This is a genomic window from Olivibacter sp. SDN3 (genome assembly GCF_014334135.1).
GTDB lineage: Bacteria > Bacteroidota > Bacteroidia > Sphingobacteriales > Sphingobacteriaceae > Olivibacter.
The window spans coordinates 2,505,430-2,518,219 of the sequence record NZ_CP060497.1 but is presented as its reverse complement, the minus strand read 5'-3'; the positions used below and the strand labels follow the sequence as shown (position 1 = coordinate 2,518,219).

Here is a 12,790-nt window from a genome sequence, read left to right as displayed (position 1 = left end):
TTAAGTATACTAAAAAACGCAATTTTAAAACTGCAAATCCATAGGGGAAATCATAAAAAACGGGTGGTATTCACCTATTCTTGACCAAGAAAATACAGAAGATCACTTGTCGGCTTCCCCAAGTTAAGACTGCCTAATTTTACAAAATTCTCTTCTTGTGACCTCCCCCCATTTTCAGGACATCTCAAAAGTAGAAAATTGGGCTGACTAAGTCTAAATATGTTAAAGATCTAAAGAGTCTATTTTAATACTTCAACAGCATCCCCTTAACTGTTACAGTACTTTGTGCTGTCACGAGACACGCGATCGAATGTCATTCTTAAAAAGTAAAAGGGAAGTATAATTCAAATAATCGGAGGTAAAATATGTTTACTAAAAATCCAGTACTGATTCTATTTCCTCAGTGTAAACTCGCCACGGCATTTCTACATAAGGATCTTCTATATGATACCCGTCAGCAGCATGGAGTAATTTTGCCTGATTAAAGCTTTCTTTCGCTTCCTTCGATTTTCCTAACTTTAAATACGCAGTACCTTTATAATAATATGCATCGATCAAGTTGGATGATAACTTGAGCTGCTTGTCAAAGTCTGAAATCGCGCCAATATAGTCTTCCAATGCCATTTTGATATTCCCCCTATAGAAAAAATCAAACATTCCAACCCATTCTTCCCCATTATCCCTTATAGCTGTATTGATGCTGGAATCTATATAAGCTAACGCGCCTGTCATATCTCCCAAACCTGCAGCACATAACGCCATCCATGAATACATGTCATTATCTGCTATAATTCTTTTCCGTACCGGATTTAACGAATCCAATCTTAAGAAATCGTCTAACGCACCTCTGTAATCATGCAAAAATTTTACTTTGCACCAGGCTTGTATTCCCAAGTACTGCTCAGGCTCCAATTCAACCGCTCTGCCCAGATACTTTAACCAGCTTGAGTAATCTCCTCTTTTCAGATAGGGAACACTAATTTCGTGATGAGCATCTGCATAGGACGGGCAAAGATTAATGCTACTATCTAATAATTTCTGCGATAAATAACTACCCTGTCTCCCATGGTGCGCGTACAGCTCTTCAGCTAAATTACAATTATTCTCTTGCTCATCTAGCGTAGTAGTCCTGTCAGACAAACAAGCTAACAATGATAAACTAAGGCATAATATCGCTAACTTTTGTTCCATTAATAACAAATGTAATGTACTGATAATAGTCGGTCTTAGTCCCGTTTATAGATGCTACTTTCCAATTACTTAAACTGTTTGTAAAGCACAATAACTTATCAATGAAAAACCGGTCAAAATTCCTTTGCCTATATTCCTTGTCTAACATCAATATTCTGAACCTACCTGCCTTACCCTCACAGTTAACGATAAATCGAATGGTGACAAAACCATCTATGGAACTGTAAACATCAACACCTACTTTTTCTTTGAATTCAGCAAGTATCTTTTTTCTTCCTCCAATGTACCCCCCCTTTACCTGATAATATTGTGGAATAAATCCCTTATTATAAATTTTATACACCGGATCATCTACAAAAGGCAAATAATAAATATCGCCCACATCAGCTTCTGTATACGGTTCCAATGACTGAATCTGCTGTGCATGGGCATTCAAGATCGAGACAAACAGCACTGAAAAGATAGCAGGCAAGTATAATTCTTTCATTAGATATTCGGTCAATCAATTTATCTTGTTATGTTCTTCTAAAATTGTTACACACGATTGCCAACAAATACTTTAGCAATCAATATGATCAGGTTATCGCCGCTTGATTCAACACTTTCACAATGCCTTCGTTCGCTATGATCCAAGCGCCTATTCTAGCTGTTGTCACACCTTTCTTCAGCTGATAGTTAAAGATAGGACGGTCATGCCGGAATGTTGTTTCGAAACATTGGTAGTTTATCGCTAAGGTTTTTGACAAATCCTGGGCAACTTCGACAAGGTGGCTCGAAACGATAAAAAAGCTGGTTGGGATTTTAGAAAAAGCTTCTATCACCAGAAGTGAAGATTCATAGGCATCTTTAACGTTCGTACCACGGAAGAGTTCATCGAAGATAATTAACAACTTTCTGTGCGTAGTGATCTGCTGAGCAACATATTTTAGCCGCAATACCTCATTATAAAAATGGCTGCTTCCAGATTTTAGATCGTCGCCAAGATTGATGGTTGTCAACAAACCGTTGAACATTCCCGTTACCATCTTTTTCGCTGGAACAGGGAAACCCACATGTGCCAGATATACGGCAATTGCAACAGATTTCATCAGGGTTGATTTGCCAGACATATTAACCCCCGTGAGAAAGCACAGGTGTTGGCTCCCGCCCAAAGAAAAATTGTTGGGAACTGCCTCGTTCAAAAAAGGATGAAAAACACCTTCCAACTCTAATTTCTGATCAGAACATGTTGTATACTCAGGGAAACATAAATTAAGCTTTTGTGCTGTGAGCGCGACCGAAAAAAAAGCGTCCAGGTCGTAAACTAGGCTCAGTATTTTACGAATTTTTTGAATATAGGTTTTCCTGATCAGAAAGTCGCACCGTTCAAGCCTCAGACCTTTTTGCTTAAACTGCCCGGCCTGAACGCATTTATGAATCACGGGATCTTTAAAAATATATTCGATATCTTCATAAAGCTCGTCAATAAATTCGTGCTGATGCTCTTTCTTGATCTTTAAACAAAAGTTCTTCAAAAAGACCAACGTGGTGAGAATTTCTGATATACCCCTTTGCTTATTATATCGCTCCTGCTGCTTAGCATATTGATATTTAACAACTTTTTTTACCGCGTAAAAGAAAGAATACCTCTTCGGACGGTCATGGCTACTGAGATAAAACTCAATAAAATCAATGGGTTCTTTTTCAAAACACAGGTTACCGATAGCATCCGTAAAAAACCGGATCCCATCGCTTCTTCTCTGCAAAATGCTTAAATCTGTGGTCGGATGTCTGAACCACGCCTTTAAACGCTGTTTACCACCGGTAGTAGTGGTATGATCAAAACATGCGTATATAGTAAACTCTTGCGCACTTTCAGCATAAAGCTGAAGGTCGACATTTGTTTGATCATCTATTAAAAAATCGCCCACTTGATTGATGTTTGCTTAAAAAAATCTATCATTGCCCTGAAGGGCTGAGACATAAAAAAGATACAGCGAAATAAGACTCTCTTATTGAAGTAATATTTCAAACTAAAGCATTTTTAACTATTTACACAAATTAAATCACTGTATCGGGTTAAATTTCAGGCATTTGGTAGTAAAATCACCCATCATCACCTACACAAAGGTACACACAATTTCTCTACTCACTTAAAACAAGGTTTCTAACATAGGTTGATTAAACGGCGTGTGCATTCATCACGCTATATGTGGCACTATACAAGTATCGGTTATACCAATTAAAACAGGCATAAATAATTATCCACATTGGTGGATTATTCCATATTAACATGTTAAAAACCATTTCTCATTTTTATACAAATTTTCTCTTCATTTAAGATCAATTCATCACACCCAAAATTAGCGGGTTTTTGACTGCTTTCTTAGGGGAAACCGTAATGTGATGGTTTGCAGGATCTGCCTGTTAGCCCCTGCTATGAGGCCTGCAGAAAATTCTCAAACACCGGGCTTTTAGTCGCTGGATCAGCATTGTACACCAAACATTTTGAAAAATCAATCTAGTTTGCTATTTTCAAAGACCCCATAAATGGAAAACAAAATATAGATATAATGTATGGAAGCGCATATAAATAAACTCAACAGGTTAATTGAAGATTATTTCGATTTAATAGAACATATGCGATTGCAGCAGCTAGAAAATGATGATTTGGAAGCGCAGTTTTCGCAGTATGTGGGTGCATTGACCTATTGTGGCGATTCTCTCGAGGTGGAATTATCCTTTGACCAGATCGGATCATTTATGACATTATCCGAAGATTTTCGTCTGGCTAAATCTGATCTTAAAACGGAAGAAAAAGAGAATATTAAATATCTGGAATCGGCGATTATTGACATACTTTCCAAAACAGCATCAAAGAAAATTAGACTGCAGACAAATCATGGGCATGTAAGCCTGTATGTCAATGCTAAAAACAAACTTTATATCCGCAAGGAAGAAAATGTTTGACAAAGAATGGTAGGCTCTAGTTGCAAAGCATGAATTCAAGAGTTTTACTAACTTCATTTTCAGATCATCCAGTGCGAATGGCTTTTTAATAAGGAAAAGCCTAAGGGTTTTTTCAGGACGAGACAATTGCCAGTAATTACGGTTTAAATGATGCCATTTCAGATTGATATTGACCATTGCCATTACGGTTCGTTCTGTGCCACTTTAAGAGATCAGGGATTACCTTGCCGCATCATATAAATACAGCGACATGGCCAACAAACTCGATCCGATGGACTTAAAACAGATAATCACCCTACATCTCGACGGAACCAGCAACCGCAGGATAGGCTCCCTTCTGGGCATCTCCCGGAACACGGTCAACACCTATATGCAGTTGTTTGAAGCGAGTGAATATTCGCTTGAAGAGCTCCTGCGCTTTGATACGCCAGCCTTAGCCGAGCTGTTTACCTCCCATACAACCGTTGACACCCAGCGGCATAATGAGCTCATGCTGTATTTCGAAGGGGTCAACAAGGCCCGGAGCCATCCTTCAAAAGAGCATGCAAGGAGAACGAACCTTTATTCAAACTTATTGAGAGTAAACATTTTTATTATGGTATTCCATCCATATAGAAGGATCTGCGATATCCGTCCATCCAAACTTCCGATATAATTCGTGCGCATCTCGGGTAAGTAAAATCCATCTTCTCAATCCTTGTAAATGAGAATAGCTCATGATCGTTTCCATCAACCATTTAGAAAGCCCGAGCTCCCTGTAATCTTCTAAAATATAAACATCACCTAAATAAGCAATGGTCGAAAAGTCGGAAATAACTCTCGCAAAGCCAATTTGCTTTTTGTTCTTGTATATACCAAAGCAGAGAGAATTTTTTATAGCCGCTTGTACCTTTTCCTTAGGAATATTCAGGCTCCAATATGCTTTTGACAAAAAAGCGTGAATCGAATTCATATCCAATTTTGCTTTATCTGTAGAAATGCAAAATTCATTTTTGTATATATTTATTTCTGTCATACCTTAAATTTTTTCCGGTCACCATAAGCTATTTAGCCGTTTTTCTCGTGCTTATTGATACCTTATTCCATGCGTTTATCGTAATAATGGTCATTATGATTTGCGAAATGTAACTGTCACTAAAAAGCATTTCAGCCTTTTTATAAGTCGAATCTGAAAGATCTTTTCGGTGAATTTGTAGCCTTACCATAGCTCCATAATATCTCGATCCTCTCATACTGTAGCCTTACCAAATTTAGGACAGCGTAAAATTCAGAAAAAAATAATTAATTAACCCGATTCGGCGAAGAATTTTAATTCTTTGCTGAATCGGGGCTTAAAATCCCGCGGTGATTTGTTGCCCATTGAACTATGGGGATGGTTATTGTTGTAATCCTCGGTCCATTCCCATACCTTTTCTCTCATCTGGTATATATCGTTAAAATAATAGGCATCAAGTATATCCTCTCTGAAAAAACGGTTGAAGCGCTCCACATATCCGTTCTGCATCGGCTTTCCAGGCTGGGTATACCTGATCTCTATGTGGTGCCTTCACCAGTTCATAAAAAGCTTCGAAAGGAATTCCGGTCCATTATCGCATCTGATATATTTCGGTATACCGATCTCGGCCTTTAAGTTCTCCATGGTTTCAATAACAGCGCGTGCCGGAAAAGACAACCCAATATCGGAAGCCAGCGCCTCCCGGTTGCAGTCATCGATCACGTTGAATACCCGTACCGTTCTGCCGTCGGTAAGCGAATCGCTCATGAAATTCATGCTCCGGCATTCATTCAGTTCCAAGGGGACCTCCAAGGGACATTTCTCCCTTCCGGGCAGGCGCTTCCTGTGTTTTCTTCTCAACTTGAGCTTCATTTGACGGTATACACGCAAAACCCGCTTCCTGTTCCATTTCAAGCCCTCACAGCGGATCCTGTAGTAATATTCATCGAAACCCCGGGTAGAATACTCGATGGCAAGCCGGGAAAGTTTTCCGATCACCTCGCTATCATCCCGCTTACTCTTGTAATACCACATGGATCTGGTAAGTCCTGCAACTGCACACGCTCGCCTTATCCCGACTTTATACGCATTCATCAGGTACGTGGCGCACTGCCGTTTGCCGGAGGGCTTTAAAACTTTTATTCATTAGCATTGATTTCGTAAGGCATTCATGAGCTCGCTACGCTCGGTTTTGAAAGTAAGTCCTTCAGCATTTTATTGTCCAGGCTCACATCCGCATACATCTGCTTTAGACGCTGGTTTTCCTGTTCAAGTTCCTTCAGGCGTTTCAGTTCCCTGCTCTCCATGCCACCGTATTTTTTTCGCCAGTAATAAAACGTGCTCTTGTCTATGCCCAGTTCCCGGGATATATCCCCGACACTTCGGCCTCCTTCGTTCTCCTTTAGTGCCTTGACGATCTGGCTCTCGCTGAATGTGTGTTTTCTCATGATAACAGTTAAGTTCTAAAATAACATTTTTTGGATAAATAACGGTCCTATTTTCGGGGAAGGCTACAATGCTATTGGAAGTCCACTAACTCCAGGCTTGTATACCGAAGAACAAATTGAAGCGTGGAAAAAAATAACTCAAGCTGTACATGATAAAGGCGGGATAATTTTTGCGCAACTTTGGCATGCAGGAAGGGTTGGGCACTCGATAGATAGAAAAGGCAATTTGCCCGTATCTGCTTCATCAGTTGCAATTCAAGGCAAACAACATTTCACTTCACAAGGCACGAAAGATTATGAAGCACCAAGAACTTTAACAATAGAAGAAATCAAGCAAACTATAAGAGACTATCGGCAAGCGGCCCTAAATGCCATAGAAGCAGGATTTGACGGTGTTGAATTACACGCTGGGAATGGTTATTTACCGGAGCAGTTTTTAGCTGAAAGTGCAAATCAAAGAAAAGATCAATATGGCGGAAGTATTGAAAATAAAAGTAAGTTTATACTTGAAATAATGGAAGAACTCATTGAAGCCGTTGGTGGTGAACGTGTCGGGATAAAAATTTCGCCTTTGCATTCTTATGCTGATATCGTTCACGAGAACCCAACTGAAACTTATACATATTTGATAAGTGAATTGAATAAATTAACCTTTGCCTTTGTAGAGTTAATGAGAGGAAATAACCCCGCTTTTCCAAGACCATCACATTATCCTGACACAGACGAAATCACCTTATTGGGAAGTTTAGTTAAGACTACGCTTATTGCCAATTCAGGTTACACAAGAGAAACAGGAGAAGCGGAATTGGAAAAGGGTATTGCTAAATTAATCTCTTATGGAACTTTATTTTTAGCTAATCCTGATTTACCAAAACGTTTCGAGTTAAATTCTGAATTCAATACAGTAGATAAAGAAACAATGTACGGCGGAAGAGAAAAAGGTTATACAGATTATCCATTCTTGTGAAAATAAAACGGCGTATGCATTTATCACGCTGTATGTAGCACTATATACCAGGTTTGCGTATCCGGAAGCATTCAAGGAGAAATTGGTTGAGCTGGTTGTTTACGGGGTGCTGTCGGGCCGTGACCAGAAATGACCGTTACGAGCCGGAGATCAACCGTTGCATGGAAGACTTCGCCAATCATTACGGCACCGTGGTCGTTCCGGCCAGACTGCGCAAAAGAAAGTTCTTTGATCTGGCCTCGCTGAACGAGGCGATCGGCGAATGTATTGCAAAGCACAACCAGACACGTATGCAGCAAAAGCCATACTGTCGGGAAGAGCGATTCTTAAGTTCCGAAAAATCTACATTGGGTGAACTCCCCAGAGAACGCCTCGAGCTAAAGTACTACGCCGAACTAAAAGTTGGGGATAACGGCTTGATTTAAAATATTATCATAGTAAAGGGCAATCCAAATCGGGTTGCCCTTTTTATTCATTTCTTTAATATCCTGTTGGTTATCGTATTTGCTAATGGTAACAGTAATAAAACACACAAGTAGGCTACTGGAATAGAAAAAAACCATGATTTAAAAAATTCACACATTCTATTTTCAATTGAAATGCCTTTTGATAAGAAAGAGAAAACCGATATAACAAATGTTGTGGGTAATACAACAAAAAGCGTACTAATGAATTTATAATACTTATGATGACTCTTCATTGTTAAAATTTACCGTTATCATTCTTCCGTTTTTTAGGCTCAGGTATTGCTTCGATAACATCCCAATGTTCAACTATTTTATCTTGTTCTATTCGATACAGATCATAGAAGGCTACATGTTCTCCCCAGAATGATCCTTCGCTTAATACCAAAACAAAATTACCTTCTCCAAGCACCTTATGGATTTTATCATAGGTTTGAGGTTTTCCCTCCATTCGCCATTGTTCTAACACCTTTCGGAACTCTTGGACACCATCGCCCATGTGCGGATTATGTTGAATCAATTCATCCCCTCTAAAATAATCCGGTAAAAGATTAGTTTGGTTCTCAATCAATACGTTTTGAACAAAACTTTTAGCAAGACGCTTGTTGTCATCCGTTTTATGATGATCCATTGCTTTGGTTTTTCCATCAGTCATCGTTCTTCCACTTTTGTTCAACTTTCTGGTATTACTCTGTAGATTGTCCCAATGTTCTACACTCACCCCATTTTCAAAACGGTGAATATCAAAAGCAACTGTAGGTTCAAAAAGAAAATAATCAACATGAACGAACCCAATATCACCATCTTGAAATTTACGAACTACATTTGTGTAAACTTTATCCATAGGCATTTGCTCATGTAATGCCAAAATTGCCTGAAGGCCTGTCGCTACACTTGGATTATGTTGCTTATAGGCTTCTGGATGGATTAATCCTATTTCTTCCAACGTTTCGGTTTCGATACTATTTTGTATAGCTTCAGCTTTGTCACGATTTGTTAATTCCATGTCTTTAATCATTTAAATTTATTACGAAGCAAAAGTATATACATCGGAAACGGAATAAAATATAGGTCAAAATATTGGTATAGTGATAATATTGCCCCTATACCCATTATATCTAAATATAACATAAATTTGCACTATACAATGAAGATTAATTAACGATGTACGAAAAAAAAATACCAAAGGATTTCAGCTGTGGAATGAGTATAACCCTTGAGATTATCGGGGGAAAGTGGAAACCCTGTTTAATTAACTCAATTCATAGCGGGATACACAGACCAAGTGAGTTAGCCAGGCAACACCCCGATGCAAGTAAACGCGTTTTGAATTTGCAGTTAAAAGAATTGGAAGAACATGGTGCTGTTAGAAAAGTCATCTATCCCGTACTCCCACCAAAAGTTGAATACTTTTTGACCGAAATGGGTGAATCACTTTTACCTATTGTTACACTAATGGAAAATTGGGGTAGTGATTTTATGAGTGAATTTTATAAGAGACAGCAGAATAAAGCTGTTATATAAGTGTTTAGCATTTTTAGTAATACTTTATTTTGTGATTTTGATGAGTGAGTAGTAAAGAACTCAAAAAGATAAAATATGGAGAGCTACAATAATTTCCTCAAACTTATCTAGATCGCTATTCTTCAATAAACTAGATAAAATACTGACACCGTTTAATCATCCCATTCTGCTATCCTCAATTCAACGAACTTTTAAATTCCAGTGGCGTCATCTCCGTTTTCTTCCTGAAGAGTTTATTGAACGATTGGGGATATTCAAAACCCAGTTTATAGGCGACTTCAGCAACAGAAAATTCTCCCGAAAGAAGGTATTCCTTGGCCTTTTCAATTACTTTTTCGTGTATGTGCTGCTGAGCGTTTAAACCGGTTAACAAACGGAGCAAATCGCTTAGATAATGGGTGGAAAGGTGAAGTTCGCCGGCGATAAATTCTACGGTAGGCAGGCCCTTTTGAAGTGGTTCTTCCCGGTCGAAATAATCGTTCAACAAGGTTTCGAGATTACTGAGAATATCGTGGTTTTTCGTTTTACGTGTTATGAACTGCCTTTCATAAAATCGATTGCTGTAGAGCAAAAGTTCTTCAATCTTTGATAAAATAATGGATTGCGTATGGCGGTCGATATGCTCGTATTCCGCTTCAATTTTCTTGAAAATTTCGAGTATGCCTTGTTCTTCTTTCTCAGAAAGATGCAAAGCTTCGTTAACCGAATAAGAGAAAAATCCATATTTGCGGATTTCCTGCGCAAGCGGATGACCGGCCAAAAAATCGGGATGCAACAGGAGCATCCACCCCTCGCCACATTCCTTTACAAACTTTCTGGTTGCCTCCATATCGAAAGACTGGATCTGCTTTGGCGAAAAATAATTCATCACACCTTTATCAAAATCATAGCTTTGGCGTCCGTACTTCACTTTTGCATGGATGTTTTTTTTGATAGATATGCTGTAAAAATCTACCGTAAACTGCTCCCATATGTTGTTTTCCTGCAATTTCATTTCCGTTACATCTAGGATACTGATCAGCGGGTGTAACGGATCTTTGAGCCCTAGCAAGCGATGAAATTCGGATATAGATCGGATGATATACATAATTTACAAAATGCTAATTTACAAAAATGGCAAAACCCAGGCAGGATGTTGCCACTATCTTATTATTATCCTAAAAATACTTCGCCAACTTCTTTATGGTTAGCTTCGCGGCCAAGCGCTAGGCTTCGATTGAACAATGCCTTTGCATCTTCTCCGGCAACATAGCGCAATTGGTATTTGCCATCTGTTGCTGCTTCATAAACCACATCGGCAATTTGTTCGGGTGTCGAAGCAGTTTTCATCATTTCCTCAAAGCTGCCCCATAGTTTTTCTTCGACTGGGGCATAAGCTGGGTTCGAGTTCATATCGATTGATCTGCCAGCAAAATCGGTGTAGATACCGCCTGGTGCCACGGTTTTTATGCCAATGTTGAAGGGAGCCAGTTCAAAAGCCATACTTTCTGTCCAGCCTTCCAATGCCCATTTTGTAGCGTGATACGATGAGCCTAAAGGAAAGCCGATCAACCCTCCGATAGAGGTTGTAGTAATAAACAACCCATTTTTACGCTCCCTGAAATAAGGGATGAAGGCTTTGGTTACCCGGATAACGCCCAGTAGGTTGGTATCTATCTGGCGAATAAGTTTTTCATCGGTGATGCTTTCAAGTGAACCCATCAGACCATAACCTGCATTGTTGAAAACCACATTCACTTGGTGTGATTGGGTCACTTCGCCGACCACTTCGTTAATCTGCTGCGCATTGGTAACATCAAGTTTCAGTACAGTAACGTTTTCCAACTGGTTCAGTTCTGTTTCGTTTTCAGGATTACGCATTGTTGCAATCACCTTCCAGCCCGTGCTTTGAAATAATTTGGCAGTAGCTTTTCCCAGTCCGGTAGAAGCCCCGGTAATAAATATTGTCTTTTGCATATTTAATCTATTAAAAATTGATACTGCAAATTTCGGCCAAGCCTATTCTGATTGTGTTTCCAAAATGGACGATGTTGTGTTCAAAATACGGAAGTTATTAAGAGAAACTGAAGATAAATTCATCTCAGATAGAAAAGTATCGCAAACTTTAAAGGTCGACAAAAAACGGCCGTGGTTTTGCCAGCACCGTATAAAAGGTCAAAATGTTTACAAAAATTTCTGTAATTTTATCTCAGCACAGGATTTTGGTATTTGTTAATTAACTATTGCCAATCATTTTGCAAGCAGAAACCATACCCTTTGCGCCATTTTGTATACTTTTCTTATCCCGAACTCACGTTAATAAAAATTTGAATGAGGTTAAAAACTATTGATGCGTTATCATTGACACCGACGGAAATGCAAGGTTATTTGCACCATGCCATCGCACCCCGGCCGATATGTTTTGCGTCCACTATTGATAAAAACGGCGAGGTTAATTTAAGTCCGTTCAGTTTTTTTAATGTGTTTAGTATCAATCCACCGATATGCGTTTTTTCGCCGACAACCAGGGAACGGGATAACACCACTAAGCATACGCTCGAAAACGTGTTGGAAGTACCTGAATGCGTGATTAATATGGTGAACTATGATATGGTTCAACAGACCTATTTAACTAGTATAGATTATCCAAGAGGAGTAAATGAGTTTTCCAAAGCAGGGTTTACTCAGCTGGCTTCTGAGACTGTAAAGCCACCCAGGGTAGCGGAATCGCCCGTTCAATTGGAATGTGTAGTGAATGATGTGATATCGTTAGGGAAAAACGGAGGAGCAGGTAATTTGGTTATTGCGGAGATGAAACGGATTCATATCGATGAAGATATTTTAGATGCCAATGGCAAAATAGACGCTCATAAAATAGATCTGGTGGCTCGTTTGGGCGGTGATTGGTATTGTAGGGTAACCAGCGATAATTTATTTAAAATTGCCAAACCAATAGATAATGCTGGAATAGGTATCGGCGTAGATGCTTTTCCTAAAGAGGTTAAAAACTCCAACGTATTAACCGGCAATAATTTGGGGTTGTTGGGGCTTGTTAAAACGCTACCATCCGACGAGGAGGTGGAAGCCTTTAGCAAAACCGATGAAATGAAAGAACTGCTTGATGCTACCCTCGACAGCCACACCCGCACCATACACCTGCATTTAAAAGCCAAGTATTTGTTAGATAACGGCCGTGTAATGGATGCCTGGAAAGTGTTGTTGATGTAGCTTATAAAAAGCGATTGCTGTATAAAACACAACCTGGTTCAAGGTT

General features: G+C 39.2%; 17 protein-coding genes. 6 read left to right on the top strand and 11 right to left on the bottom strand.

The genetic code is table 11. The annotated features are described in order from the left end of the window. Positions 1 to 372 precede the first annotated feature (372 nt). The 3 genes from H8S90_RS10410 to H8S90_RS10400 form a co-directional block, all read right to left on the bottom strand. Positions 373 to 1,191: a tetratricopeptide repeat protein gene (locus tag H8S90_RS10410; RefSeq protein ID WP_187342473.1), complete on the bottom strand. Its 819-nt coding sequence runs from the start codon at positions 1,189 to 1,191 to the stop codon at positions 373 to 375. Continuing rightward, positions 1,160 to 1,678, bottom strand: coding sequence for a hypothetical protein (locus tag H8S90_RS10405; protein ID WP_187342472.1), 519 nt, complete (start codon positions 1,676 to 1,678; stop codon positions 1,160 to 1,162). Before H8S90_RS10405 ends, H8S90_RS10410 begins: the two co-directional genes overlap by 32 nt. A gap of 88 nt (positions 1,679 to 1,766) precedes the next feature. Continuing rightward, on the bottom strand, positions 1,767 to 3,101 hold the full coding sequence (locus H8S90_RS10400) for a hypothetical protein (protein WP_187342471.1): 1,335 nt from the start codon (positions 3,099 to 3,101) through the stop codon (positions 1,767 to 1,769). Positions 3,102 to 3,747: 646 nt separating this feature from the next. Between H8S90_RS10400 and H8S90_RS10395 the strand changes: the two genes are divergently transcribed. Next, entirely contained in the window at positions 3,748 to 4,140 is a 393-nt protein-coding gene (locus H8S90_RS10395; protein WP_187342470.1) for a hypothetical protein, read from the top strand. A gap of 250 nt (positions 4,141 to 4,390) precedes the next feature. Beyond that, positions 4,391 to 4,795, top strand: coding sequence for a hypothetical protein (locus H8S90_RS10390; RefSeq protein WP_255501897.1), 405 nt, complete (start codon positions 4,391 to 4,393; stop codon positions 4,793 to 4,795). Here H8S90_RS10390 and H8S90_RS10385 read toward each other — a convergent pair. The 4 genes from H8S90_RS10385 to H8S90_RS10370 form a co-directional block, all read right to left on the bottom strand. After that, entirely contained in the window at positions 4,712 to 5,092 is a 381-nt protein-coding gene (locus H8S90_RS10385) for a GNAT family N-acetyltransferase (RefSeq protein ID WP_255501896.1), read from the bottom strand. The genes H8S90_RS10390 and H8S90_RS10385 overlap by 84 nt on opposite strands. Before the next feature lie 333 nt (positions 5,093 to 5,425). Beyond that, complete coding sequence (locus H8S90_RS10380; RefSeq protein ID WP_255501944.1) at positions 5,426 to 5,671, bottom strand: transposase; 246 nt, start codon at positions 5,669 to 5,671, stop codon at positions 5,426 to 5,428. Positions 5,672 to 5,686: 15 nt separating this feature from the next. Next, a complete protein-coding gene (locus H8S90_RS10375) occupies positions 5,687 to 6,169 on the bottom strand; it encodes a DDE-type integrase/transposase/recombinase (protein ID WP_187342467.1) in 483 nt (160 codons plus the stop codon). A gap of 134 nt (positions 6,170 to 6,303) precedes the next feature. Next, entirely contained in the window at positions 6,304 to 6,582 is a 279-nt protein-coding gene (locus H8S90_RS10370) for a transposase (protein WP_187342466.1), read from the bottom strand. 25 nt (positions 6,583 to 6,607) lie between these two features. On the opposite strand from H8S90_RS10370, the gene H8S90_RS10365 reads away from it, so the two are divergent. Next, positions 6,608 to 7,549, top strand: coding sequence for an alkene reductase (locus tag H8S90_RS10365; RefSeq protein ID WP_187342992.1), 942 nt, complete (start codon positions 6,608 to 6,610; stop codon positions 7,547 to 7,549). A gap of 161 nt (positions 7,550 to 7,710) precedes the next feature. Continuing rightward, positions 7,711 to 7,974 (top strand): hypothetical protein, encoded by a 264-nt coding sequence (locus H8S90_RS10360; RefSeq protein WP_187342465.1) that lies wholly within the window; start codon positions 7,711 to 7,713, stop codon positions 7,972 to 7,974. A 47-nt stretch (positions 7,975 to 8,021) separates the two neighbouring features. Here H8S90_RS10360 and H8S90_RS26440 read toward each other — a convergent pair whose 3' ends face one another. Together H8S90_RS26440 and H8S90_RS10350 are read right to left on the bottom strand one after the other, a co-directional pair. After that, a complete protein-coding gene (locus H8S90_RS26440) occupies positions 8,022 to 8,249 on the bottom strand; it encodes a DUF2798 domain-containing protein (protein ID WP_187342464.1) in 228 nt (75 codons plus the stop codon). A 2-nt stretch (positions 8,250 to 8,251) separates the two neighbouring features. Continuing rightward, positions 8,252 to 9,019, bottom strand: a complete 768-nt coding sequence (locus H8S90_RS10350) for a hypothetical protein (RefSeq protein WP_187342463.1) — start codon at positions 9,017 to 9,019, stop codon at positions 8,252 to 8,254. A 197-nt stretch (positions 9,020 to 9,216) separates the two neighbouring features. On the opposite strand from H8S90_RS10350, the gene H8S90_RS10345 reads away from it, so the two are divergent. Then, entirely contained in the window at positions 9,217 to 9,537 is a 321-nt protein-coding gene (locus H8S90_RS10345; RefSeq protein WP_255501895.1) for a helix-turn-helix domain-containing protein, read from the top strand. A 175-nt stretch (positions 9,538 to 9,712) separates the two neighbouring features. Here H8S90_RS10345 and H8S90_RS10340 read toward each other — a convergent pair whose 3' ends face one another. Both H8S90_RS10340 and H8S90_RS10335 read right to left on the bottom strand, forming a co-directional pair. Then, complete coding sequence (locus tag H8S90_RS10340; RefSeq protein WP_187342461.1) at positions 9,713 to 10,624, bottom strand: AraC family transcriptional regulator; 912 nt, start codon at positions 10,622 to 10,624, stop codon at positions 9,713 to 9,715. Positions 10,625 to 10,689: 65 nt separating this feature from the next. Next, the gene (locus H8S90_RS10335) at positions 10,690 to 11,493 is read right to left on the bottom strand and encodes an SDR family oxidoreductase (RefSeq protein WP_187342460.1); all 804 of its coding nucleotides are present in this window, start codon (positions 11,491 to 11,493) and stop codon (positions 10,690 to 10,692) included. A gap of 354 nt (positions 11,494 to 11,847) precedes the next feature. Here H8S90_RS10335 and H8S90_RS10330 point away from each other — a divergent pair, with 354 nt between their 5' ends. Beyond that, on the top strand, positions 11,848 to 12,744 hold the full coding sequence (locus tag H8S90_RS10330) for a flavin reductase family protein (RefSeq protein WP_187342459.1): 897 nt from the start codon (positions 11,848 to 11,850) through the stop codon (positions 12,742 to 12,744). Positions 12,745 to 12,790 lie beyond the last annotated feature (46 nt).